Origin of the sequence: Gulosibacter chungangensis (assembly GCF_008831155.1) — a bacterium.
In the GTDB taxonomy this organism is placed as follows: domain Bacteria; phylum Actinomycetota; class Actinomycetes; order Actinomycetales; family Microbacteriaceae; genus Gulosibacter; species Gulosibacter chungangensis.
The window spans coordinates 731,975-754,699 of record NZ_WBKB01000001.1; the positions used below are offsets into that span (position 1 = coordinate 731,975).

A 22,725-nucleotide genomic window follows, 5' to 3' on the forward strand; every position below is an offset into this window, starting at 1 on the left:
CACCCCAAACGGCAAAGTTTCGTGCTTTGCCAGCGCTGTGGCCGCACGATTTGTCCCGAGTGCCAGACCCAGGCGCCGGTCGGGGTCATCTGTCCCACTTGCATTCAAGAGAGCAAGACGCGCGTCAAGAGCCAGAGGCCGAAACGCACGCTCGCGTCCCGTGTGAGCAGTTCGCGTTTCTTCGGCGGCGACTCTCCGGTCACCTACACGCTGCTCGGCATCATGGCCGTGATGGGCTTGCTGCAATGGCTCACCCGGCAGCTGGGGACGCCGGTCATCGACTTCCTCTTTACCTATTCGCCGCAGTACACCGATATGCAGCACCACACGGCATCCGGGGTGGTCGCTTTCGAGCCGTGGCGGATGCTTACCTCAGCTTTCCTACATGGCTCATTCATGCATTTCGCGATGAATGCCCTGACGCTGTGGATCTTCGGCCGCGCGCTTGAGCCGCTCCTAAACTCCGGCCGATTTTTGCTGCTGTGGCTCGTCTCCGCGCTCGGCGGCTCACTCGCGGTGGCGCTCATCTCGCCCGATACCGCGGTGGTGGGTGCATCGGGCGCGATCTTTGGTCTCTTTGGTGCCTGGTTCGTCGTGTTGCGCAAACAACGCCAGGACGTAACCCCGATGTTTGTGCTGATCGGTATCAACGTCGTCTTGGCACTGTTCAATCCCGGAATCTCTTGGGAAGCACACCTCGGTGGTCTCATCATCGGTGCACTGTGCGGTTGGCTCACGGTCACCGACCTCTCGAAGGCGAACCGAGGCAAGCTCGGGATCTGGTTGCAGATCCTCGTCGGCGTAGTCTGTGTGGCACTGCCGCCACTGATCGGGATCCTTCGTTAGAGACGTTCGATTAGGGAGCGTCCACTAGGGTTGCATGGAGCCGTTCCCCGGCAACGGTGCGTGACTGCATGGTCGGGGCTCACGCATCCATTCTCGCAACGACCCCGCGCCTAATCCCCAAAAAATAACCCTGTGGATAGTTATCCACAGGGTTATTCACATCTGGGGAGAATTACACACATGTAATTACACAAGTGTTATTCACAATTGTGGAAAGTTATCCACAGAAGGGTGGGGTTATCCACAGATTTAGGGCTATTTCCAGTTCGTCATCATCAAGAATCCGACGAGCGCAATCCCGAAGCCGACGAGGATGTTCCAGTCGCCGAGTGCCTGCACGGGGAAGTAGCCCTGCGACAGGTAGTACACGATGATCCAGACGAATCCGAGCAGCAGGAAGCCGAACATGATCGGCTTGAACCAGACCGGGTTCGCGTCCGAGGGTCGCTGCTTCTTGCCGGATGCACGCAGCTGCTCCTTCGTCATGCTCGCGCGCTTGGCTTCCTCAACTTGCAGCTTCTTGGCGTTACGCTTCGGCGTCGCCTTCCCCTTCTTCGGGGTCTTGCCCTTCGCCTTGGCAGCAATCTCCTTGGAGCGCTGGATGCGTTCCTTCTCCGAGAGAGCGGACTTCTTCACTGTCGCCGCGACCGGCTCGGCTTCGTCTTCAGCGTCTTCAGCGTCTTCAGCGTCTTCGAGTTCCGAGTCTTCGATGTCAGCGTCGGCAGTCAACTCTTCGGCGGCAGCCGTGTTGTCGCTGTTCTCGGTAGATTCGGTGGTGTCCACCTGCTCTTTGTCGAGAGTCTCGTCCGACTCGTTCTCGGCAGGGGTTGAGGCAGTCTCCTTGGGCATGGATTAAGTCTAGCCACATACAATGACCGCATGACTGCACCCCAACACAGTAAGACTCGCATGCAAAGCGGTCGACGGGCAGCAGGGAAACGCCGGAAGAGGGTCACCTTCACCGGCGTTCTTGGCGAATTGCTCCTTACCGTTGGCGCATTGCTCTTGCTGTTTATTGGCTGGAAGTACTTCTACTTCGATGGCCTCGCTGGCAGCGCCCAAGACGAGGCTGGCGCCAACCTGAGCCAACAGCTCGAAGAGCAATACCAAACTATTGACGAGCCAGAGCTTGACGAAAGCGGCATCCCGATCCGGCCGATGCCGGAGGGCGAAGGTCAGGAATTTGCGGTGCTCTACGTGCCGTCTTGGGAAGGTAACTTCTCGCGCACGATCGCGACCGGAACATCCTTCTATGGTGTGCTCGACCAATACGTGGGTGCCTATGAGAAGTCTGACCCGGTCGGTTCGGTGGGGAACTTCGTGATTGCCGGGCACCGCTGGGGTTACGGCTCTGCGTTCAAGGAAGTGCCCGACCTCTCGGTCGGTGACAACGTCTACATCGAGACGGTGGACGGTTGGTACGTGTACACCTACCGGTCGGGGGAGTACGTCATGCCCACCGAGGTTTCGGTGCTTGCCGGTGTGCCGCGATTCCCGGAGCTCCAGAGCGAAGACCGGGTGATGATCCTGCAGACCTGTAACCCGATCTACACGTCCTCGCTTGAGCGTCAGGTCGCCTACACGGTGCTGGTCGACTTCGTGCCGCGCTCGGACGGGCCACCCGCCGAGATTGCCGACATCTTCGAAGAACGCAAGAACAATAACAATGGCGACACGGGCGGTGACCTCTAATGTACGGAGCTATTTGGCGTGCGATCCCCGGTCCCTGGCCGGTGAAATTGATCGTGTACTTGATCCTCATCGCCGCGGTACTGTACGCGCTCGTGGAGTGGGTATTCCCGTGGGTGGATGCGGAAATCGTGCTCCCCAACACTGAAGACATCACCGTCTCCATGGGGCTCGATACCTAACGACGATACTTAACGACAAGGCCCGATCCCGAGGAATACACCTCGAGATCGGGCCTTATGCGTTAGGGGTCGACCCCTAGCGACGTCCGCCGAAGCCGCCTTCAATGCCGCCGCCGTCATCATCCTCGTCGGCATTTTCATTGTCGTTAGCGTCGGAATTCGAGTTGGAGTTGTCGGTGGTGGGTAAGGGAACCTCAGTCGTACCGTCACAGTAGGTGAGCCCCACTGTGGAGCCCTGATCCACCTTGCCCGGCTGCACGGACTGCTGTGTGATCGGCCAGCCATCCTCCGCGACGCAGGAGTAGTCAGGCTGTCGCTCGACGCGCAGACCCAGGGAACCGACGATGTCTTCCGCGTCCTCCAGATTCTCCCCGATGAAGTTCGGGATGGTGACCTGGCCGGTGGAAACGTAGATGTCGACGGCGCTACCTGGCGCTGCCGCGGATCCACCGGAGGGCTCGCTCCGGATGATCTGCTCCGCCGGTTGCGAGGGCGAGTCTTCTGAGTACACCGAGCCAAGCGTCAGCCCGGCGTTCTCGAGCGCCTTGATGGCCGCTTCCTGCGTGAGCGTATTGAGGTTGGGAACGGTCACCGAGGAAGGGCCCGCTGACACCGTGATGGTCACGGTGTCACCGTGCGGAATTGAAGATTCTGCCGGTGGACTCTGCGACATCACCTCATCGATCTCGACATCGTCGCTGGGCGAAGTTTCGACGTTCGCAACCAAGCCGAGATCCTCGATTGTCGTGACCGCCTCATCCTTCTGCATCCCGACGACGTCGGGCATCGAGACGCTGGCAGAGGGCAACTGCCCCTCTTTCGGCAGCAGCATGACCCAGATAAGCACGCCGATGATGACCGCGAGCACGAGCCCCGTGGCGCCCCAGATCCACATCGCCGGTGGGCGACGTTGCACCTGTGGGGCACGATCGTCTTCGGTGCTCATGCTTTGTAGCGCCGATTCGGTTGCATCCACCGCGGTCGGCCCCGGGCCGAACAGTTCCGTGGGCGTCTCTTCCACCGTGTCGCTGGCGTAGGAGGGTGACACCCCGCGGAAGGCATTGATCAGATCGGCGCGGAACTCGGCCGCGGTCTGATAGCGATCCTCGCGCCGCTTGGCGAGGGCTTTGAGGGCCACCGCATCCAGAGCTTGGGACACTTGCGGATTGATCTCGCTCGGGCGGCGAGGCGGCTCCGTAACGTGCTGATACGCGACAGCCACGGCCGAGTCACCTTGGAAGGGTACGCGGCCGGTGAGCATCTCATAGAGGACCACTCCGGCGGAGTACAGGTCGCTGCGACCGTCCACGGTCTCGCCACGGGCTTGTTCGGGGGAGAAATAGGATGCGGTGCCAAGGATCGCGGTGGTCTGTGCGATCGTGCCGGCGGTATCGGAGATCGCGCGGGCGATACCGAAGTCGGTGACCTTCACCTCGTCGCTGGTGGTGATCATGATGTTGGCGGGCTTGATATCGCGGTGGACGACGCCCGCCCGGTGCGAGTATTCGAGTGAGGTGAGGAGCCCCGTCATGTACTTCTCGATTTTGTCCGGCGGCAGGATGCCCTCGGACATGATGTCTCCGAGCTGATTGCCGTCGATGAACTCCATGACGATATAGGGCACGACCAGCTCGTAACCATCATCACGGACGAAGGTGTCTTCACCGGCGTCGAAGACCCGCACGATCGTGGGGTGGGTCATGCGAGCGGCCGCCTGGGCCTCTTGCCGGAAGCGCTTGCGGAAGGCTGGTTCGGTGGAGAGGTTCGTGTGCAATAACTTGGCGGCCACGCGTCGGCCCAGTCGTTGGTCGGTCGCTGCGTAGACCTCTGCCATTCCGCCTCGGCCAATTCGTCGGCCGATGAGATACCGGTCGGCGAGTGTGCGCTGCGCCTGAATCACGACACAAACTCCTCGATGTTGCGACGTCCTTTCGAACGTTTACGAAGTGCCCAGTCTAGCGACCACCCTGCTTTTCGAGCACCTTTCCTCAACTTAGACCCGTCGATTCGGCCTATTAGGCGTCCGCGTCGCTATCGCTTTCTGGCGTGGCAGCCTCGCTGTCCGCGTCACTGCCGGCTGAGTCACTATCCCCGGTGGCGTCCGCAGTGGCATTGGCGTTATTCGCGCCGTCATTGCTGGACGAGTTACTCGAACCGCTGGTGTTGTTGTTCGGAGGTTCCGGCAGGTTGAGCGTGTACTGGGTTGCCGGTGACGAGGGCGAATCTTCTCCGCCACAGGAGCGCGTGTAGGACACATTCACTGACGTGGCACCGTTTGGTACCGGAATGGTGATCGAGGTGTCGGAAGTCTGGTTTGTCTCAGTGTCACCGGTGCTCCAGGCGGTGGTCACGGTGAAACTCTCAAAGGGACGCCCAGCCGGGCAGGTCCGATCGAGGCCAGTTACTGTGAGCTGTGTGCTGCCTTGTAATGCCACGGTCGGTGCGCTCGAAGGTGCCTCCAAGGCTTCCGGCTCCGTGTAGACCATCACGGAAATGCTGGCCCCCGGGCGCACATTGCCGGTTGGGTTAATGTCGTGCACGGTGCCGACCTGCGAGTCATCGGTGGCGGCATTCCCTTCCACCCGCACCGGTACGAGCCCGAGGCTCGTGAGTTGCTCAGCTGCCTCTTCGTAGCTCAGGCCGATGTAGTCGGCCGCACTGATGGAGATGGTCTCCGGTTCGGTTTCCTCCGGTGTGGTTTCCACCGGCGTGTTTGTCGGCGTGGGGGTTGGTTCGGGGCTGCCACCCTGTAGCAGAGCGACGCTCAGGATGCCGAGGGCAATGGCGAGCAGAGCAATGGCACCGACGAGCCACCACCGCCACTGGCCGCTTTTGTCTTTGGGTGCATCCTCATTCTCGACGAGTCCGACTTCGTCGCCGACAGCATTGTGTTCGCGGGTGTCACCAAGCAGGGAATCAAACTGATTGCCCTGCACCGGACCGGAGAGCACCGTGGTGGCCCGGTCATCGCTGCTCAGGAGCTGCGTTTGGTCGAGCTGCGCCGTGGACTGGGTGCCGGGAGCCCCAAGCACCGCGGGCACCGCCTGTGCGGCCCGTTGCACCTGGCCGTCGCGCAGCGCGGCTGCCGCACGCGAGAAGGCATCGGCCGACTCCGGACGATCCTTCGGATCCTTCGCGATGGATGCCATCACGAGATTGCGTACCGGCTCCGGCACGGTTACCGGCAGGGCCGAAGGCTGGTCGTTAATGTGGGCCATGGCGATCGCGACCTGCGATTCGCCGGTGAAAGGGCGACGCCCCGCCAGGGATTCGTAGGCGACGATCCCGAGCGAGTAGATGTCGGTGGATGCGGTGGCCGGCTGTCCCGAGGCCTGTTCGGGGGAGAGGTACTGGACGGTGCCCATGACCTGGCCGGTCGCGGTCAGCGGCACCTGGTCGGCGATGCGGGCGATGCCGAAGTCGGTGATCTTCACCCGGTGGTCAGGTGTGATCAGCAGGTTGCCGGGCTTGATGTCACGGTGCACGAGCCCAGCCCGGTGCGCGGCGGACAGCGCCGCGCTGGTCTGCGCCACGATGTCCATGACCTGATCGGCTGGCAGTACGCGTTCACGTTCGAGGATGGTGGACAGCGCCTCGCCGGGCACGAGTTCCATCACGAGGTAGGCGGAACCGTTTTCTTCGCCGTAGTCGTACACGTTGGCGATACCTTCGTGGTTGACGAGGGCAGCGTGCCGGGCCTCCGCGCGGAATCGTTCGAGGAACCCGGGGTCCCCCATGTACTCATCCTTGAGGATCTTGATCGCGACCTGACGGCCGATGACGAGGTCGGTGGCTTCCCACACTTCGCCCATACCGCCAATGGCGATGCGGCTTCCCAGTTGGTACCGGTTGCCGAATGTGACTCCCTGCCCAGGCCTCATAGCTCAAGCACCGCCTTAATCACTTGCTGTCCAATCGTGGCCGCTAAGCCGTTTCCCGTTCCGCTTTGACCCATACCACCGCCGTCTTCCAACACGACGGCGACTGCGACCTGTTGTCCATCCAATTCGGCAAATCCGGTGAACCAAAGTGAATAAGGTTCGCCCTCACCATTCTCAGCGGTACCGGTCTTGCCTGCCACATCCACGCCAGCAATTTGCGCGTTTGAGGCGACACCGTCGGCGACACTTCCCTGCATCATGTCGGTCAATGCCGTGGCGGTCGCTGAGGAAATTACATTCCCGAGCGATTCCACCTGAGGGCCCTGGATAACCTGCAGGCTTGGGGTGAGTACTTGCTCGATCAGCGTTGGCTGAATCATTTCACCGCCGTTTGCGATAGCTCCGGAAATCATTGCCATCTGCAACGGCGTTGCGCTTACATCGTACTGGCCGAAACCGGTCAGCGCAGTTTGGGCGTCATCAAGCGGATCGGTTGGGTAATAGCTCGGCGTTGATTCCATCGGAATGTCGACGGAGCTGTTGAAGCCAAAGGCCTCCGCCATCTCGCGAATCTTGTCATCACCGAGTTCAACGGCGAGCTGCGCGAACGGGATATTGCAGGAGTACTGCAGCGCGATACGCAGCGTGGTCTTGTCATCCGAACCGCACTTTTGGCCGTGGTTCGGGTTGTAAATTTTCGAAGTGGAACCGGGAAGGGTCCACTCTTCGGGGTTGTCGAGTTCCGAGTCGGCGGTTGCGAGCCCGTTCTCGAGCGCCGCGGCGGCGACGACGAGCTTGAACACCGAACCCGGGGGGTTCAGATTCCCGGCGATGGCACGGTTGTATAGCGGGTTCAAAGGGTCGTTGAGCAGGTCGTTGTAGTTCGTAATGACTTCGGCGTCGTCATGCATCGCGAGCGAGTTCGGGTCGAAGCTCGGGGAGCTTGCAGACACCAAAATCGCGCCAGTGGCGGGGTCATAGGCGAACACGGCACCCGGGCGCCCATCGAGCAGGTCAAACGCGACCTGCTGTGCATTCGGGTTGATGGTCGTTTCGATGGCGGCACCGGCCGGTTCTTCACCCGTGAACAGCGCCCGGAGGCTCGTGAAGAACTGCGAGTCAGCAGTGCCGGAGAGCTCCGCATTCATGGCCTCTTCGAGGCCCGTAGCGCCCTGATTTGCCGAGTAGTAACCGGTGATGGGCGCGTACAGTTCTCCGTCGGTATAAACCCGCTGGAACATATAGGACGTGTCATCGGCCTGGGAGTAGGCGATGGGTGTGCCGTCTACGAGGATGGGACCGCGTTGAACTTCGTAGCTTTCGAGCAGCGTCCGAGTGTTGCGGCCGTCGGCGACGAGCTGCGGCTCCTGCACGAACTGGATATAGGTCGATGACCCAAACAGCGCCAGGAACATCGCAAGCATCACAATGCCGACCACGCGAATATTGCGACTCATGCTCGCACCTCCCGGGATGCTGATTGCGGGGCTAAGGAACTAGAAGTTTTCACGGTATCGCTCAGCCGCAGCAGGATCGCGACGATGATCCAGTTGGTGAGGAGGCTCGAGCCACCCGCCGCGAGGAAGGGCGTGGTCAGACCGGTCAGCGGAATCACTCGGGTGACACCACCGAAGACGATGAACACCTGCAGCCCGATCGCGAAGGAAAGCCCGGTCGCAAGCAGGCGACCGAAATCATCCCCACCCTGGTGGCCAATGCGGAAGCCGCGCGCCACGAACAGCAGGTAGAGGCAGAGAATTGCAAAGAGGCCGGCGAGACCCAGTTCCTCGCCGAGCGCAGCGACGATGAAGTCACTCTCGGCAAGTGGGGTGATGTCGGGTCGGCCCTGGCCGAGGCCCGTGCCAATGAGCCCGCCGTTCGCGAGCCCAAACATCCCCTGGACGAGCTGATAGCTACCACCCGCGGCGTCGTAGTGCTCGGGGCTGAGCGGGTCGAGCCAGGCGGTCACACGCCAGTTCACATAGCTGATGTTGAGGGCCGCGACGAGCGCACCGGCCACGAAGAGCACGAGGCCGATGACGACCCAAGAGATTCGGCCGGTGGCAACAAAAATCATCACCAGGAAGAGCCCGAAGTAGAGGAGCGAGGTACCCAGATCCCGCTGGAAGACGAGGATGCACATACAGATCGCCCAGATGATCAAGATCGGGCCGAGGTCGCGCATCCGAGGGAGTTTCATGCCGAGGAACTTGCGGCTCACCATGGAGAGCGAGTCGCGGGCAGTCACGAGGTAGCCGGCGAAGAAGATGGCGATGGTGACCTTCGCGATCTCACCCGGCTGGAAGTTGAACGGCCCGATCGAGATCCACACGCGCGCATTCGCCTCGGATACCCCGAGCCCTGGAATGAGCGGCAGCAGCAGCAACACCAGCGAGATCAGGCCCGCAAGGTACGTGAATCGCTGCAGGATGCGGTGGTTTCGCACAAAGAAGAGCACGGCAATGCCGATGGTCACACCGATCGCGGTGTAGAGAATCTGTGCGGTGGAGGAAGTCCAGAACACGCCCGCATTGTCGGAGTCGGCGAGATCTAAGCGGTAGATCATCGCAATACCGAGACCGTTGATCGTGGTCGCAATCGGCAGGATGAACGGGTCGGCTTGCGGGGCGAGGAAGCGCAACACCACGTGCATGGCGAGGGTGAGCGCCGCAACCAATCCGAGCAGGGTCAGCGCATTGAAGTTGAATTCACCGGTGACGCCGAGCTGCACCTGCAGCAGCGCCGCGAGCACGATGACGTACGAAAAAATCAGGAACCCGAGTTCCATATTGCGCAGGCCCTGCTTGCGCTCCCGTTTCGGGCTGGGGAACTGCGCCTGGGCCTCGCCGACTGGCGAACTAGTGCTTGACCGCATCCTCCAACCTTTCTACGAGTGCCTGCGCCTCTTCCAACGACGAGAACGGAATGGTTGAGGTTACCTGCATGTGCTGGTACGCGGGAAGGTCATCCACCGAAATTCCCGTTTCCTCGATCATGGTCGACAGTTCCCACGGGCCGAGGGTGGCCTGCACGCCCTGGAAAATCGCCACCTGGTCTTCATAGGCGCCGACGTAGTACTGCTGCTGCGTCCACGAATAGGCGAGCATCGCGGCACCGGCAATGACGGCGAGGAGCACCACCGTGGCGACCAGCCAGGTCACCCGACGCCAGCGCTTACGCTTACGCTCCTCGTCAATAAGCTGCTGCAGGAATTCGTCGCTGGGCGGCACGAACTCTTCGCGTTCGGGAAGTTGCGCGAGGCGACGGCTCGACTGCAGCACATCCGGCAGGATGCGCTTGACCCGGCGAGGTGCGCGGGATGCGTACTTGAGGGGGTTGGCTGCGGCACCCACGATGCGGCTGCGCATTGGCTCGAGCGGGCGGTTGCCAAGCTCGATGACCACCACGGTGACATTGTCGGGGGCGCCATTATCGAGCGCGAGCTGCACGAGATCGTCCGCGACCTCGCGCGAAGACTCGACGGTGCGGGCGAGGACCTCCGCGATCTGGTCCTCTTCGACATAGCTCGAGAGGCCGTCCGAGCACAGTAGCCAGCGATCGCCCTCGACGGCGGGCACCACGTAGGTGTCTACATCTGGGTTCGTTTCGACGTCGCCGAGCACGCGCATGAGCACCGAGCGGCGGGGGTGGACGAGGGCTTCCTCGGGGGTAATGCGGCCCGCATCCACCAGTCGCTGCACGAAGGTGTGGTCGGTGGTGATTTGCTCGAGCTGTCCTTCGTGGAAGCGATACACGCGCGAGTCACCGATGTGGGCGATCACCATTTCATCGTCCACGCGGGTGATGAGATCTGCCGTGGTGCCCATCCCGCGCAGCTCCGAGTGCTCATCAACGGCATCGGTGATGAGGGTGTTGGCTTGGAGGAGGGCCTCGGTCAGGCCTCGCTTGGCATCGTCAACGGTGTCAAAGAGTTGGTCTTGTTCGGCGAGGTACTTCACCGCAATGGAGGAGGCGACATCACCACCGGCGTGGCCACCCATGCCGTCGGCAACACCGTAAATGTGCTTGCCGATGAAGCCGGAATCCTGGTTATTGGATCGGACTCGACCGACGTGCGATACGGCACCAGCGCGAACGACTTTCGGCATTAACGGAGCTCAAAAGTGGTCGTACCGATGCGGACGGAGACGCCGCTACGGAGCTCAACGGGCTGGCTTACGCGCTCACCATTGATGAACGTGCCGTTGGTGGAGTCGAGGTCTTGCAGCATCCAGGCACCGTCCCAGTTGAGCAGGCGAGCGTGGCGGGTCGAGGTGTAGTCGTCTTGGATGCACACATCGGCATCCCGCGCCCGACCAATCGAGAGGGGTTCGCGGCCGAGTTCGATCTCGAATCCGCGTTTGGGGCCCGAAGTGATTACCAGCTTGGAGAGACGATCGGGCTGGCCCTGATTGCTTGACTGAGCTTGGCCACCCTGCGAGGGCGGGGGAGAGGATGCGGCGGGCGCCGACTGCGGCGCCGGCTGCGTTGGCTGAGGTCTGGCAGCTGCGGCCGCGTTGCTCTCACCGGAACCGGCGAAGGTTTGCTGGCGTGATTGGGCCATTGCTTGCTGGTAGTCGCGCGAGCGGGAGCCAAAGAGGTCGCTGCGCAGCGCGTACACGATCGAAAACACGAAGATCCACATGATCGCGAGAAACACGAGGCGGATAACGAGCAGTGTGAGTTCGCCACTCATTGTGAACCTCCCGGTCGTCGCAGGTATCCCGTATCGTCACTTGGCGGTGCCTCCGGCACAATCCGGAAAGTCAATTGGGTGCGGCCAATTTCAATGAGCGAATCGGGTTCGAGTGCGGATTGCGCGACTCGACGCCCGTTGAGTTTAGTACCGTTTGTCGATCCAAGGTCACGCAACCCCGCGCGTTGCCCATCCCAGACCACTTCTGCGTGACGACGCGAGGCCCCGCCATCGTCGATGGTGATCTGCGCTTCGGAGCCGCGACCGATCACGTTCGATCCCTGGTGGAGCTGGTGGCGCCTCCCATTGACCTCGAGTACGGGAGTCCAATTGACCTTGCCCTCGACCGAACGGGATTCGATCGATAGCTGGCCGAGGCTCTTCGAATCATCTTGCATGAGCTTGATTGAAAGACCGCCAGGGAACTGGTAGGCGTGCGAGGCCGCGTGACGCTCGATCTCTTGCATAAGAGAGGAATTGAGCGTGTCACCCATCGAGGCGAGTCGTTCGTAGTCGGTGGGCGAGACGATCACGTGGAAGCGATTCGGCACGAGGATGCGCTGGCGCGAGATGATCGAAGCCTTGGTGTCCATTTCGCGCTTCAGCGCCGAGACAATTTCGACCGGTTGCAGGCCCGACCGGAAAGTTTTCGCGAAGGCGCCATTGAAGGCGCGCTCCAGTCCGCGCTCGAACTTGTCGAGAATTCCCACGTGACTCCTTGCTTATCTGCGCGCACTAATCCTCGCGCTGGTCGATTGGCATAGTAATAGGCGCGGATGAGTGCAAGGGCGCTGAGGGCCTTATTCCAGAGAAAATTCTGCCCGATTAACGCTTGGCGGATTTTTTCTGGTAGCGTTGCTCCCTGCGCGCGAGTGGCGGAATTGGTAGACGCGCTGGCTTCAGGTGCCAGTGCTCGCAAGAGCGTGGGGGTTCAAGTCCCCCCTCGCGCACGAAGAGAAAATGACCTCTGACCTGGGATTGAGTTCCCAAGGTCAGGGGTCGTTTTCGTCAAAAGGGAGAGCCGCGAGATGAGACCACTTCGATACTCGATCAACGTCACGCTCGATGGCTGTGTCCATCACGAGGCAGGGCTTCCGCCTGACGAGGAGTCGATGCGCTACTGGACCGCGCAGATGGCGCGAGTCGATGCCCTGCTCTTCGGCCGGATCACCTACGAGATGATGGAGTCGGCGTGGCGGCGGCCGGCTACGGGCACGTGGCCTGACTGGATGGATGAATGGGAGGTCCCGTTCGCCGAGGCTATCGACCGGGCGAAGAAGTACGTCGTGTCGAGCACGCTGAGCGGAGTCGACTGGAATGCTGAGCTGCTGCGGGGCGACCTGGCTCCAACGATCCAGCGGCTCAAGCAGGAGCCGGGCGAGGGCCTGTGGGTGGGCGGCGTGGCGCTCCCGCTGGCATTGGCAAATCTGGGCCTGATCGACGAGTACGAGTTCATCGTGCAGCCGGTACTCGCCGGACACGGACCGACCTTGCTCGCCGGGCTCCGCGAAGGCATCCAGCTCGAACTCGTGGATCGACAGGAGTTCCGGTCGGGCGCGGTCGCCTTGCGATACCGGCCTGCGCAAACTCCCGCATGACGCGATTCACTCCTCAACATACGGGTAGGAATACTGCACGTTCGTGCGGGTTACCTGTCGAGAAAAGTGTCACCGGCCTAGCCGGTGTTCCCAGTACCTGGGCTTGCAGCGGTTCAGCGCCACTTGCGCTTTGCTGCAAGCTCGGCACGGATCTGCGCGTGAACTTCGTCCGCGTCGAGCAGGTCAACTTTGCCGCTTTCGATGTCGTCTATGCGACGGCGAAGTTCCGAACGCCAGGCCGTATCGACCTCGGCCTGTTCATCGTCACTGATCTGCTGGAGTGGGACCGCAGCGAGCTCCCGCTCTTCGGCAGAGAGGCTACGGCCTTCTGTGGCATCCATGGACATGTCTCCAGCGTATGGTGTTGCACCCACACGGATGGAGGAATCTGAGCGCATTGTCAGCGTACGTGATCATGTCGAACACGCTCCTCGACAAGTTAACTTGCCACAAGTAAACTTGTGATGTGGAATCAGAACCGATCATCCTCGACAGTGCCCATCGGCACGGCGTCACGGATGCGGCGATGCTCCATGCGCTCCGTTACCCAGTCCGGCACTTCGTGCAAGACGATGCGATGACCATGTTCATCGGCCCCGACGAGACCGGCATTCTGGTCGAAGTTGGTGTCATTGAATGGCACGGTGTGATCGCTATTGCCCACGCGATGCGTCCGGCCCGATCTAAGTATTTGAGGTGAATTTCATGGCTCGACGCTCTATCGATGACATCAAGGCCCGCGCCGACGAGTTCGCAGACGCGTTCGAAAACTATGATCCGAAGCCCGACGACGTCGATGCTCCGCTGCCCCCAGTAATGGCAGTAAAGCTCGCCGCTTGGCGACGTGACGCCGCCGAACGCGAACTCGCAGAGGCCGTGCATGCTGCGCGCGAGCAGCGCCTGTCATGGCGCGAAGTCGGTGAAGCGATCGGAACCAGCGGCGAGGCCGCCCGCCAACGCTACGGCGCCAGCGCCTAAGCGCTGATCACCTCACTCGCAGGCGAGACCGTCGCCGTCACCATCGCCGCGGTGGCCGGTGCCGTAGGCGAACCACTGGTAGATTTCGGCCTCGGCTGCGTCATCACGTGAGAACGGGCCCTTGGGATGCCCGACCGTGTTCTTCTTCAGCTTCGAGCAAGACGAGTACTCCAGCCACCACGAGTCCGTCGCCGGAGCAGGCTCCATTTCGACGGCCGGCTCGCAGCCAACGGGAATGACCGTGCCGGATGCATCCTGGGTCGCCAGTTGTGCGGCGTGATAGGCATCCTCGTGCGGATGCGCGGGGTAGCCATCCCGGGAGTCGTAGCGGGCGACCGCGTGCCCGGCCTCGATTTGGAGCTGACCGACGTCCTCACCGGATTCGGTGTACACATAGCGCAGCAGCCGATCGTAACGATCGGTATCGCTTTGCCCATCAGGGAGTGTCAGCGTGACCGTGTCGCCGGGCTTCAGCAGCGCTGAAATTGCTGCTGAAGCCTCGGTATACCCGCATTGACCGATTTCGGGGGTGTCGATGCCGATCAGGCGAACCTTGCCCGCGCTCGTCACAATCGTGTCGCCATCGGTGATGGAGACGACCGTGAAGGTGTCTGGGGTCTCGGTGGCGGATGCCGTGTCCTGGCTCTCCGGCGCGCTCGCGGCTTCGGTCGGGGCGAGGGTCGCGGTTTCGCTCGCCGGAGTGCTTGTCGGCGTTTCTGTAGCGACGTCCAAGGTCGAGGTCGACGTCAAGGTCGACCGGGGTTCGCATCCTGCGAGGCCGAATGCGAGAGCGACGGCGAGGGATGCAGCGATGGCGCGGGCTTTCCAGTGGTTCACACCTCTTTGTACCAGCCCCATGGCGGTACGAACGAATCCCGTGCCACCGAACGAATCCAGCCTCACTGAGCGACGCTGCACCCCGCTTTCCGTCAGAGGCTATTGAGTGCCTGCTGCCAAAAATCGGCTTCCAATCGCGTTGCAGTGCGGAATAGTCCGACCAGCCTTTCGAAACGACGCTCGGTGAGCGCACCTTCCGAGAGGGTGTCGAGACGTTGCACAGCTGCAGCCGCGCCCGTTTGGAACGCCTCACTTGCATATTCGGCGATCCACTCCCCGTAGGGGTGGCCTTCTCGCAGTTGCGGTTCGAGCGCCGCACCGATTTCGGCGTACCCAATGACGCAGGGCGCGAGGGTTACGTGCAGATCCAACAGATCACCCGACTGGCCGGCATCCAACACGTAGCGCGTGTAGGCGACGGTTGCCATCTTCTCGGGGGTCGCATCCAACTCGGCACCCGCGATCCCCCAGCGTGCCGTGAGCCGACGGTGCAGCTTCGTCTCGTCGAGAATCAGCGACAGCGCATCCGCACCTTCTTGAATCTCAGCGAGGGTGCGGCCCTTGTATGCCGCCAGCGCATTCGCGCGGGCAAACTGAATGAGGAAGAGATAATCCTGCACGAGGTAGTCCTGAAACGCGGCCTGGGGCAGCGTGCCATCACCCATTCGCAGCACGAACTCGTGCTGCGTGTATGCCGACCATTCTTCGGCTGCCGCAGCTTTGAGATCTTCGAAAAGACTCATCGAACGACCTCCCGACCGGCTTCGGTGAGTGGATGCGCATACGCAGCGTCGAAGAAGGCAAGCTCGAGGTCGACGGCGCGGCCAAAGAAGTCTCCGGCAGTGTCTCGGTCTTGCGGGCCGACACGGTCGAGTTCAGCACGCAGGAACGCGACTAACTCGTGGAATCCCGGATAGTCATGGAGGGTAATCCAGTCAGCGTGCACGGGGTCCGTTGGGCGCGGATGCGAGACTCTGGTCGCCCAATCGAGGTAGAGCCACTCGGCGACGACGAGTACCGACAAGATTGCTGCGTACTCGCGGGTGTCTGCGGCTTCGCGGAAGAGCGCCTGAAAGCCCGTGGTTGCGGCGGTATTCGGTGTCTCTCGACGAAGCTCCTCCGTGACTCCGAGGGTGTCGAAGGAGTGCTGGAAGTAGGTGTTTTCATCACCGGCGACTTCTCCGGCAAACCGGGCGAGCGTCAGGCGTGCCTCGAGGGTGTCCGCGGAAGCCACCGCGGCACCGATTAGGGCGAGGAATGCGTCGAGGAAGCGGTAGTCCTGGGTGAGATACCCGGCCATGACGGTGTCGTCGATCGAACCGTCAAATAATTCCTTGACGAACTGGTGGCCAACGGCGGCCTCCCAGGTGCGCAGGTTTTGGTTGCGCAGCTCTTCAGTGAATCTGGTGGTCAAAAGCGGTGATCCTTTCGTGTTCATCGAACGGGATCACGCAGAGTGATGGCAGCGTATGCCGCCAAAGCAGGTACCAAATGGACCTACCGATAACATCCCTCCGCGAGTCCTAACTCGTTCAGGTTCTCGGGTGTGATCTCAGCCCCGTGGGGCACCCCGTGTTGCGAGCCACCCTACCCCGACTCATCGACGCATTGCCAGCGCATCGGTAAATTAGTCCTGATCGGGCGAACGAAAGGGTTGGATTTGGCAGAGACAGCAAGCGGGAGTCGTCGGATGCGCGGCGCTGTTTCGATTGCCGTGTTCATAGCGATCGCGATCGTGCTCGCTTGGTTGGTGGCGCTGCCACTGTGGCTGGGAGAGGGGCTGAGCTCACCGCTTGCGGGGAACTTGCTTGTGGCGATGATGTTCACCCCGACGATTGCAGCGCTGGTCGTGGTGTTCTTCATTGAAAAGCCTGAACACAAGGCGCGTGCCCTCGGGTTAGTGCCACTGAAACCCGTCGGGCGACTGATCGGTTATCTCGCAATTGCGCTCATTCTGCCGATCGTGTTGTGTGTACTCGCGCTCGCGGTCGGTGCTTTGCTCGGGGTATTTCCCGCGGACTTCCTCCATTTCAGAGGTTTCGAGCAGATCACCCGAATGCAGCTTGCTGAAGTGGGAATCACCGAGTTGCCGATGCCCATCGACGTCCTCGTTGTCCTGCAGTTTGTGAACCTGATCATTGCCGCGCTTTTCATCAACATCATTCCCGCGCTGGGTGAAGAAATTGGCTGGCGTGGCTGGCTGCTGCCCAAGCTCTTGCGATTTGGGCCTTGGCCCGCCATCCAGCTGTCGGGCCTGATCTGGGGACTCTGGCATGCGCCGGTGATTCTGCTCGGATACAACTATCCGGGGACGCCAGGCTGGTTGGCGCTCATCGCGATGGTCGTATTCTGCACAATCATGGGCGGCCTCTTTGGTTGGTTGCGACTGCGCGGTGGCTCGGTCTGGCCTGCCGCGCTCGCACACAGCTCACTCAACGCTTCGGCGACACTGTTCTTCTTGTTCATCGCCGCGAACAGCAGCTTCGATCCACTCGAGGCGAATATCACCGGTTGGAGTGGTTGGATCATCCCGTTGATCCTGCTCATCCTGGTGGTGAGCTTCGGCAAGTTCAAGCCGCAAGCGGTCAGTCGGAAGGAAAACCCATGATGAAGTTCACCGGCCTCAGTGCCTTTCCGCTGACTCCCTTGTTCGACGATCACGTCGACGAGCAAGCATTTACAAGGCTAGTGCAACGGCTTGCCGCCGCGGGAGTCGATTCGATCACGGCGCTGGGCTCAACGGGCTCCTATGCGTACCTCTCGACCGAAGAACGATCCCGCGTCGCGAAGCTCGCCGTTGAGCACGCAGGGGATACGCCCGTGGTGATCGGCATCGGGGCCCTGCGAACGTCACAGGTTCTTGCGCACGCGGATGCTGCGGAAGCGGCGGGTGCTTCGGGTCTGCTCTTGGCGCCGGTCAGCTATCAACCGCTCACCGATGAGGACGTCTTCGAGCTCTTCCGCACCGTCACCGAGCACTCCAACTTGCCAGTGATTGTCTACGACAACCCCGGCACCACCCACTTCACCTTCAGTCACGACCTCTATGAGCGGCTCGGGGCACTTCCCGGTATCGCCTCGATCAAGATCCCCGCGGTGCCTGCAGATTCTGCTGCCGCGCGTGAGCACGTGCAGGCAATTCGTGCGCGGCTGCCGGAGCACGTGAGCATCGGCGTCTCGGGGGATGCATCCGCCGCGAACGGCCTGAACACGGGATGCGATGCCTGGTATTCGGTGATCGGCGGCACCCTGCCCGAACCGGCACTGGCAATCACGCGCGCGGCACAACGGGGTCGGGCGGCGGATGCTATGGCCGAGTCCGAGCGGCTTGCCCCGATTTGGGAGCTCTTTGCCGAACTCGGCGGCAGTAACAGAGTGGTGGCCGCGATCGCGGAACACTTGGGCTTGGCCCGCCGGTCCTGCTTGCCTCTCCCGATACTCGGCCTCAACGATGCCGACCGTGCCCGCGTCGCAGCGGCCCTTGAACGTATCGGAGTCTCCGAGCGCTCCACCAGCTGATCGCGGGCCACCGATATGCATGCGTTCGTAATTGAAATGAACGCATTTGGCAGAATTGCAGCACCCTTGACTGCGATTAGACGAAAATTAGCGACTTTCCAAGAATAGCGCCCCTGATAATCTGGCGGCTGGCTGCTCGTGAGAACCGGGAGATGCGTGTGAGCACCTATGTTGTGTTCCTCGTTATCTGGCTCATCGCGATGACCGGGGTACAAACCTTCTTCAACGTGGTGCCGCTTGTGATGCGGGATGCGTTCTCGATTTCGGCCACGGTGTCTTCGCTGCTCTTCCTGGTCGGTGCAGCGATAGGCACTCTGCTCTACCCCGTGGCGGGGAAGCTCGCGGCGAAGTTTGGCCCCGGCCGAGTGTTCCTGGCGGGTCTGCTGGTCATGCTGCTGTTGTTCCTGGTGATGTACCTTGCGAACCAACAACACCTTGCGGGTGCTCAGATCATTGGCTCATTCGGGCTCATCATCGCCGCCGGTGCGGCAATCGGTGCGATCGCTCCCTCATTTCTCGCGGTCAAGCTCGGGTACCCGTCGCTCACCGCTCTCGCCGCGGCGGTCTTGGCGGTCGCGATCCTCGTCGGTATCCCCTTCCTCCGAAAGATGAAGGCCTAAAGCATCGCAGCCGCGGGGACGTGCCACCCGCACGCTGCGCCATTCGATCGGGTATTGGGTATCGGGGTGCGGGTTTGCCGAGGCGATTACGCCGCGGAATCCAAGGTCTACACGGCAAGCTGAGGCCATGGGTGTCGAACGAAGAAGCGGGAAGCCCGTGCGACGGGTGAGGATGCTTGCGGTTGCGATGGTGAGCGCGCTTGCGCTCGCGGGGTGCACAAGTGGCGATTCGGTCGTGGTGAATACGCCGGATGCCGAGAGCAGCACGAGTGCACTGGCACCCGAGACGTCCGGTTCGACTGACCCGGACGCATCCACCAATGGCTATTCCGGGTTCTGGGCCGTTGCGGATGCGCAACCCGAGACCCTCGCGACTGGTCTGGAATCACCCTGGTCGGTCATCCCTTACCGGGATGGGTACCTCGTCTCGCAGCGCGATGATGGTGAGATTGTGTATGTCGACGCGGATGGGTCGCAGACGGCCATCGGCGAGGTCGAAGGTGTGGTCTCTGGCGGCGAATCTGGCCTGCACGGGCTCGCCCTTCTCGACGATGGCGGCCAGACCTACCTCTACGCCTACCACGGTGCCGAAGACGATAACCGCGTGGTGCGAATGACCCTCGACGAGCTGGAACTCGGGGCATCCGAGTCCATCGTCACCGGCATCCCGCGCGCGAATACGCACAATGGTGGGCGCATCCATTTCGGTCCCGACGGCTACCTCTATATCTCTACGGGGGATGCGCAGCAGCGTCACGCGGCGCAGGATCGGGACTCGCTCGCCGGCAAAATTCTTCGGGTGGATGCTGAGGGGAACGCGGCCCCGGACAATCCCTTCGATAATCTCGTGTACAGCCTCGGGCACCGCAATGTCCAGGGCTTCGCGTGGACTTCCGACGGAATCATGTGGGCGAGCGAGTTCGGTCAGAACACCTGGGATGAACTCAATGTCATTGAGGCCGGTGGCAACTACGGTTGGCCCACGGTAGAAGGAATTGCCGGTGAAGAAGGGTTTATTGACCCGCGCATCCAATGGTCACCTTCGGAAGCGAGCCCGAGCGGGATGGCAGCGAAAGGTGACACGCTCTTCCTTGCGACCCTGCGCGGTCAGCAGCTTTGGGTGATTGACACTGCGGCCGGCGAGGTTGGCGGCAAACCGGTCGAATTCGTGCCGGAGGGGGTTCCGGCACGAATTCGGGATGCGGGGATTGATTCAGACGGGAGCCTGCTGATTCTCACGAACAACACCGATGGGCGTGGCAGCCCGAGTGACGAGGATGATCGACTCTTGCGGATTGAGCTGACGGAGGCGTAGCGCGATCACCCAGGGGTTCGCGCGGCCGATCCCACGGGGTTACACGGAGTTCAGGGCTACACCGACCGCTGGAATAAGGCTCTCAGCCCGGTCAAGCACTCGCAGGGTCTCGACTGTCCCGTCGAGGGTGTGGTGCGGGGATTCGGTGAGACCGGCAGTGATGCAGCGGGCAACCTCCGCGGCTTCAAAGCAGAGCCCATCGACTTGGGATTGGACGCTGAAATCCTGCCGAACCTCGCTCGAGGCGTCGTTGGCGCGCAATGAAATCGCGGTGGGCGCGTAAAACGGGGTGTGTATTTCAAGCATGGCCGTGGAGCCCTTCACAAATGCTGCTGTTGGGGTGCGAACATCCAGGGTGGTGAACAACTGCGACGTGCCCGTGCGGTGGGTGAGGGTCATCGCGACATCGGCGCTTACGCCACTGTCCGTGCGGTTGCCCACCGCGGCTACCTCGAGAGGTGGTTCCCCGAAGAGGAACGCGTCGTAGGCGATGAGGTAGACGCCCAGATCCAGCAGCGAACCACCTCCCAAAGCCGGGTCGAACAGGCGGGCATTCCGGACAGGGTCGAAGTGCTCGCCGAGATCCGCGCGCACGTGCTGCACCTCACCGAGCAATCCGTTCGCGAGAATCTGTCGAATCACATCCGCTGCCGGCGTGAACCGTGCCCACATTGCCTCCATGGCGAAGAGGTTGCGCTCACGAGCAAGCTCGACGATGGACTGCGCTTCTTCCGCGTTCACGGCGAAGGGTTTCTCGATGAGGACGTGCTTGCCGTGTTCGAGGGCGATTCGGGCGCATTCGGCATGGAACGGGTGCGGTGTTGCGATGTACACCACATCGACATCTGGTGAGGCGGCTAGCGCTTGATAGCTATCGAAGGTCAGGCCAATGCCGAATTGCTCAGCAAAATCTTCGGCGCGCGCGTGATTACGGGATGCGACTGCCGTGAGCTGTTGCTGGGTATGCTGTTTCAAGGAGCTGGCAAAGTCGGTCGCGATTCGTCCGGGTCCCATGATTCCCCAGCGCAGTGGCGGAGCGGAATTGGGATCCTGAACGCGAGATGCCGGGAGTTGCAAAGTAGTGGTCATGTCAATCTACTTTCAGCGAACGGTGTGCTTCTCGAACGCGTACATGGCGTCGATGACGCGCATGGCGTGCAGCGCATTGTCGAAGGTGGTGTCGAGCTCCTTGAGCCCGAGTACCGCTCGGATGAAGTCCTGAATTTCAGCGATGAAGGCCTCGCCGTAACCGGTGTTCACGCCGCGGCTACGGAAAGAAGAAACATCGGCATAGTGCGGGTTTGCCGGTCCCATCACGACGTGACTCGGGCCCGTGGTCGCGGCATCGCCGCCAGCCTGGAAGACCTGGAGATCGTTGTAGTGCTGGGTGTCAAAGTGCGCGGAGCCCTTGCTCCCGTACACCGAAAGTGCGAGTCGATTGGGCTGACCGTAGGCGACGCGACTGGTCAAGAGCGATCCCGTGGCCCCCGATTCAGTGCGCACGAGCGCGCTCGCGAAGTCGTCATTAGTAACGGGATGCGGTTCCCCCGCACGGTCGCGGCGCTCGGGGATTGAAGTCTGAAAGTGCGCGGAGAGGACATCCGCGATGGGTGAAATCACGAAAGCAATGGCGTCAACCGCGTGGGCCCCGAGGTCGCTGAGCGCGCCGCCGCCAGCCGTGGCGCGGTCAAACCGCCAGGTGAACGGGTCGGTCGTAGCCGCCGCGTGATCCGAGTAGTAGCTGGACTCAAAATGCCAGATATCGCCGAGTTGACCCTCGCGAACAATCTTCGCCATCTGGGCGAGGGCTGGAATCCGTCGGTACGAGAAACCGACCGCATGTGTTCCGGAATTCTCCTTGGACAGTGCCGTCAGATACTCCGCATCCTCAACACCCACCCCGAGTGGCTTTTCGGTCAGGACATGCTTGCCGCTGGCAAGCAGCACCTCGAGGACTTCCCGGTGAGCGTGGTTGGGGAGAGCGACGCTGATGATATCAATCTCCGGGTCATTGGCGATCTCGGTGATGTCCGTCGTTGCGCGCCGGAAACCGTAGCGGAGGCGAACATCCTCCGCGAGTGACTCGGACACATCGGCAACGGTGTCGAGCTCGAGAGTGAGCCCGCGCAGGTCGTCAGCCATCGTTGCATTTCGGTAGCCGAAGGCGTGGGCTTGACCGGCCATGCCTGCGCCAACCAGGGCGACTTTCAAGGTCTTTTGCACTGCTACGTGCTCCTTTCGATTTCAGTCTTCACTGACCAAATCAGGTCTGATACGGTTCACTTTAGAGCGGTCTAATTTATTCTGTCAACCGCACTACAAAGATGTGGGAGTCGCTATGCGAATTGGAATTCTTACGGATAGTTTGTCGGAATTAACTCTTGATCAGGCCCTGCAATATGCCGGGGAAGTCGGGGCACAAACGGTTGAGTTTGGTGGCTCTTCACGAACGAGGGTGTAGTCGGTTGAGCGCGTCGGTGGCCGGGTAGGGGTCGAGGTCTCCCGGATGATGGAAGTTCTTCACGCTTGCCATCCCGAAAGACCTCGACGTGCTCCACTCTACT

24 protein-coding genes, 1 tRNA gene and 1 riboswitch are annotated in these 22,725 nt (G+C 61.4%); of the genes, 11 read left to right on the forward strand and 14 right to left on the reverse strand.

Annotated elements, in window-relative coordinates:
• Positions 1 to 162: 162 nt before the first annotated feature.
• Positions 163 to 846: a rhomboid family intramembrane serine protease gene (locus tag F8O05_RS03300; RefSeq protein ID WP_225735703.1), complete on the forward strand. Its 684-nt coding sequence runs from the start codon at positions 163 to 165 to the stop codon at positions 844 to 846.
• A gap of 255 nt (positions 847 to 1,101) precedes the next feature.
• On the opposite strand, the gene F8O05_RS03305 is transcribed toward F8O05_RS03300, so the two are convergent.
• Positions 1,102 to 1,332 (reverse strand): cell division protein CrgA, encoded by a 231-nt coding sequence (locus tag F8O05_RS03305; protein WP_158051370.1) that lies wholly within the window; start codon positions 1,330 to 1,332, stop codon positions 1,102 to 1,104.
• A 393-nt stretch (positions 1,333 to 1,725) separates the two neighbouring features.
• Between F8O05_RS03305 and F8O05_RS03310 the strand changes: the two genes are divergently transcribed.
• Positions 1,726 to 2,538 carry a class E sortase gene (locus tag F8O05_RS03310; RefSeq protein ID WP_158051287.1) on the forward strand — a complete coding sequence of 271 codons (813 nt, stop codon included), beginning with the start codon at positions 1,726 to 1,728 and terminating at the stop codon, positions 2,536 to 2,538.
• Positions 2,538 to 2,717, forward strand: coding sequence for a hypothetical protein (locus tag F8O05_RS03315; RefSeq protein WP_158051288.1), 180 nt, complete (start codon positions 2,538 to 2,540; stop codon positions 2,715 to 2,717). The genes F8O05_RS03310 and F8O05_RS03315 overlap by 1 nt, the downstream gene beginning before the upstream one ends.
• Positions 2,718 to 2,793: 76 nt before the next feature.
• On the opposite strand, the gene pknB is transcribed toward F8O05_RS03315, so the two are convergent.
• The 7 genes from pknB to F8O05_RS03350 all read right to left on the reverse strand — a co-directional run bounded on the left by pknB (position 2,794) and on the right by F8O05_RS03350 (position 12,004).
• Positions 2,794 to 4,617, reverse strand: coding sequence for a Stk1 family PASTA domain-containing Ser/Thr kinase (gene pknB / locus F8O05_RS03320; protein ID WP_225735704.1), 1,824 nt, complete (start codon positions 4,615 to 4,617; stop codon positions 2,794 to 2,796).
• 115 nt (positions 4,618 to 4,732) lie between these two features.
• Positions 4,733 to 6,598, reverse strand: coding sequence for a protein kinase domain-containing protein (locus F8O05_RS03325; RefSeq protein ID WP_158051289.1), 1,866 nt, complete (start codon positions 6,596 to 6,598; stop codon positions 4,733 to 4,735).
• Positions 6,595 to 8,055, reverse strand: a complete 1,461-nt coding sequence (locus F8O05_RS03330) for a peptidoglycan D,D-transpeptidase FtsI family protein (RefSeq protein ID WP_158051290.1) — start codon at positions 8,053 to 8,055, stop codon at positions 6,595 to 6,597. Before F8O05_RS03330 ends, F8O05_RS03325 begins: the two co-directional genes overlap by 4 nt.
• On the reverse strand, positions 8,052 to 9,473 hold the full coding sequence (locus F8O05_RS03335; RefSeq protein ID WP_158051291.1) for an FtsW/RodA/SpoVE family cell cycle protein: 1,422 nt from the start codon (positions 9,471 to 9,473) through the stop codon (positions 8,052 to 8,054). Before F8O05_RS03335 ends, F8O05_RS03330 begins: the two co-directional genes overlap by 4 nt.
• Positions 9,457 to 10,707, reverse strand: a complete 1,251-nt coding sequence (locus F8O05_RS03340; RefSeq protein ID WP_158051292.1) for a Stp1/IreP family PP2C-type Ser/Thr phosphatase — start codon at positions 10,705 to 10,707, stop codon at positions 9,457 to 9,459. Before F8O05_RS03340 ends, F8O05_RS03335 begins: the two co-directional genes overlap by 17 nt.
• Positions 10,707 to 11,294: an FHA domain-containing protein FhaB/FipA gene (locus F8O05_RS03345; RefSeq protein ID WP_158051293.1), complete on the reverse strand. Its 588-nt coding sequence runs from the start codon at positions 11,292 to 11,294 to the stop codon at positions 10,707 to 10,709. Before F8O05_RS03345 ends, F8O05_RS03340 begins: the two co-directional genes overlap by 1 nt.
• Complete coding sequence (locus tag F8O05_RS03350) at positions 11,291 to 12,004, reverse strand: FhaA domain-containing protein (protein WP_158051294.1); 714 nt, start codon at positions 12,002 to 12,004, stop codon at positions 11,291 to 11,293. Before F8O05_RS03350 ends, F8O05_RS03345 begins: the two co-directional genes overlap by 4 nt.
• A gap of 156 nt (positions 12,005 to 12,160) precedes the next feature.
• Between F8O05_RS03350 and F8O05_RS03355 the strand changes: the two genes are divergently transcribed.
• Positions 12,161 to 12,244, forward strand: a tRNA-Leu gene (locus tag F8O05_RS03355).
• 78 nt (positions 12,245 to 12,322) lie between these two features.
• Positions 12,323 to 12,892 (forward strand): dihydrofolate reductase family protein, encoded by a 570-nt coding sequence (locus tag F8O05_RS03360; RefSeq protein ID WP_158051295.1) that lies wholly within the window; start codon positions 12,323 to 12,325, stop codon positions 12,890 to 12,892.
• Between the two features lie 113 nt (positions 12,893 to 13,005).
• Here F8O05_RS03360 and F8O05_RS03365 read toward each other — a convergent pair whose 3' ends face one another.
• On the reverse strand, positions 13,006 to 13,239 hold the full coding sequence (locus F8O05_RS03365; RefSeq protein ID WP_192497010.1) for an addiction module protein: 234 nt from the start codon (positions 13,237 to 13,239) through the stop codon (positions 13,006 to 13,008).
• A gap of 119 nt (positions 13,240 to 13,358) precedes the next feature.
• Between F8O05_RS03365 and F8O05_RS03370 the strand changes: the two genes are divergently transcribed.
• Complete coding sequence (locus tag F8O05_RS03370) at positions 13,359 to 13,592, forward strand: hypothetical protein (RefSeq protein ID WP_158051297.1); 234 nt, start codon at positions 13,359 to 13,361, stop codon at positions 13,590 to 13,592.
• A gap of 5 nt (positions 13,593 to 13,597) precedes the next feature.
• Entirely contained in the window at positions 13,598 to 13,870 is a 273-nt protein-coding gene (locus F8O05_RS03375) for a hypothetical protein (protein WP_158051298.1), read from the forward strand.
• A 12-nt stretch (positions 13,871 to 13,882) separates the two neighbouring features.
• Here F8O05_RS03375 and F8O05_RS03380 read toward each other — a convergent pair whose 3' ends face one another.
• The 3 genes from F8O05_RS03380 to F8O05_RS03390 all read right to left on the reverse strand — a co-directional run bounded on the left by F8O05_RS03380 (position 13,883) and on the right by F8O05_RS03390 (position 16,121).
• A complete protein-coding gene (locus tag F8O05_RS03380) occupies positions 13,883 to 14,707 on the reverse strand; it encodes a thermonuclease family protein (protein ID WP_158051299.1) in 825 nt (274 codons plus the stop codon).
• A gap of 92 nt (positions 14,708 to 14,799) precedes the next feature.
• Positions 14,800 to 15,450 (reverse strand): TenA family protein, encoded by a 651-nt coding sequence (locus F8O05_RS03385; RefSeq protein ID WP_158051300.1) that lies wholly within the window; start codon positions 15,448 to 15,450, stop codon positions 14,800 to 14,802.
• A complete protein-coding gene (locus tag F8O05_RS03390; RefSeq protein ID WP_192497011.1) occupies positions 15,447 to 16,121 on the reverse strand; it encodes a TenA family protein in 675 nt (224 codons plus the stop codon). Before F8O05_RS03390 ends, F8O05_RS03385 begins: the two co-directional genes overlap by 4 nt.
• Before the next feature lie 78 nt (positions 16,122 to 16,199).
• Positions 16,200 to 16,290: riboswitch (TPP riboswitch) on the reverse strand.
• Between the two features lie 77 nt (positions 16,291 to 16,367).
• Here F8O05_RS03390 and F8O05_RS03395 point away from each other — a divergent pair.
• The 4 genes from F8O05_RS03395 (at position 16,368) to F8O05_RS03410 (ending at position 20,161) form a co-directional block, all read left to right on the forward strand.
• Positions 16,368 to 17,315, forward strand: a complete 948-nt coding sequence (locus tag F8O05_RS03395) for a CPBP family intramembrane glutamic endopeptidase (RefSeq protein WP_225735705.1) — start codon at positions 16,368 to 16,370, stop codon at positions 17,313 to 17,315.
• The gene (locus tag F8O05_RS03400; RefSeq protein ID WP_225735706.1) at positions 17,312 to 18,226 is read left to right on the forward strand and encodes a dihydrodipicolinate synthase family protein; all 915 of its coding nucleotides are present in this window, start codon (positions 17,312 to 17,314) and stop codon (positions 18,224 to 18,226) included. Before F8O05_RS03395 ends, F8O05_RS03400 begins: the two co-directional genes overlap by 4 nt.
• A gap of 158 nt (positions 18,227 to 18,384) precedes the next feature.
• Complete coding sequence (locus tag F8O05_RS03405) at positions 18,385 to 18,846, forward strand: hypothetical protein (RefSeq protein ID WP_158051302.1); 462 nt, start codon at positions 18,385 to 18,387, stop codon at positions 18,844 to 18,846.
• Positions 18,847 to 18,973: 127 nt separating this feature from the next.
• Positions 18,974 to 20,161 (forward strand): PQQ-dependent sugar dehydrogenase, encoded by a 1,188-nt coding sequence (locus tag F8O05_RS03410; protein ID WP_192497012.1) that lies wholly within the window; start codon positions 18,974 to 18,976, stop codon positions 20,159 to 20,161.
• A gap of 39 nt (positions 20,162 to 20,200) precedes the next feature.
• On the opposite strand, the gene F8O05_RS03415 is transcribed toward F8O05_RS03410, so the two are convergent.
• Positions 20,201 to 21,250 carry a Gfo/Idh/MocA family protein gene (locus tag F8O05_RS03415; protein ID WP_158051303.1) on the reverse strand — a complete coding sequence of 350 codons (1,050 nt, stop codon included), beginning with the start codon at positions 21,248 to 21,250 and terminating at the stop codon, positions 20,201 to 20,203.
• Positions 21,251 to 21,262: 12 nt separating this feature from the next.
• Positions 21,263 to 22,384: a Gfo/Idh/MocA family protein gene (locus F8O05_RS03420; protein ID WP_158051304.1), complete on the reverse strand. Its 1,122-nt coding sequence runs from the start codon at positions 22,382 to 22,384 to the stop codon at positions 21,263 to 21,265.
• Between the last annotated feature and the right edge of the window lie 341 nt (positions 22,385 to 22,725).

Excerpts from the sequence above, each read along its gene's own strand:
- F8O05_RS03325 (WP_158051289.1), bottom strand. The coding sequence starts at position 6,598 with ATGAGGCCTGGGCAGGGAGTCACATTCGGCAACCGGTACCAACTGGGA.
- F8O05_RS03310 (WP_158051287.1), top strand. The coding sequence starts at position 1,726 with ATGACTGCACCCCAACACAGTAAGACTCGCATGCAAAGCGGTCGACGG.
- F8O05_RS03415 (WP_158051303.1), bottom strand. The coding sequence starts at position 21,250 with ATGACCACTACTTTGCAACTCCCGGCATCTCGCGTTCAGGATCCCAAT.
- F8O05_RS03410 (WP_192497012.1), top strand. The coding sequence starts at position 18,974 with ATGGGTGTCGAACGAAGAAGCGGGAAGCCCGTGCGACGGGTGAGGATG.
- F8O05_RS03360 (WP_158051295.1), top strand. The coding sequence starts at position 12,323 with ATGAGACCACTTCGATACTCGATCAACGTCACGCTCGATGGCTGTGTC.
- F8O05_RS03335 (WP_158051291.1), bottom strand. The coding sequence starts at position 9,473 with ATGCGGTCAAGCACTAGTTCGCCAGTCGGCGAGGCCCAGGCGCAGTTC.
- F8O05_RS03315 (WP_158051288.1), top strand. The coding sequence starts at position 2,538 with ATGTACGGAGCTATTTGGCGTGCGATCCCCGGTCCCTGGCCGGTGAAA.
- F8O05_RS03400 (WP_225735706.1), top strand. The coding sequence starts at position 17,312 with ATGATGAAGTTCACCGGCCTCAGTGCCTTTCCGCTGACTCCCTTGTTC.
- F8O05_RS03305 (WP_158051370.1), bottom strand. The coding sequence starts at position 1,332 with ATGACGAAGGAGCAGCTGCGTGCATCCGGCAAGAAGCAGCGACCCTCG.
- F8O05_RS03340 (WP_158051292.1), bottom strand. The coding sequence starts at position 10,707 with ATGCCGAAAGTCGTTCGCGCTGGTGCCGTATCGCACGTCGGTCGAGTC.
- F8O05_RS03385 (WP_158051300.1), bottom strand. The coding sequence starts at position 15,450 with ATGAGTCTTTTCGAAGATCTCAAAGCTGCGGCAGCCGAAGAATGGTCG.
- F8O05_RS03330 (WP_158051290.1), bottom strand. The coding sequence starts at position 8,055 with ATGAGTCGCAATATTCGCGTGGTCGGCATTGTGATGCTTGCGATGTTC.
- F8O05_RS03375 (WP_158051298.1), top strand. The coding sequence starts at position 13,598 with ATGGCTCGACGCTCTATCGATGACATCAAGGCCCGCGCCGACGAGTTC.
- F8O05_RS03365 (WP_192497010.1), bottom strand. The coding sequence starts at position 13,239 with ATGTCCATGGATGCCACAGAAGGCCGTAGCCTCTCTGCCGAAGAGCGG.
- F8O05_RS03345 (WP_158051293.1), bottom strand. The coding sequence starts at position 11,294 with ATGAGTGGCGAACTCACACTGCTCGTTATCCGCCTCGTGTTTCTCGCG.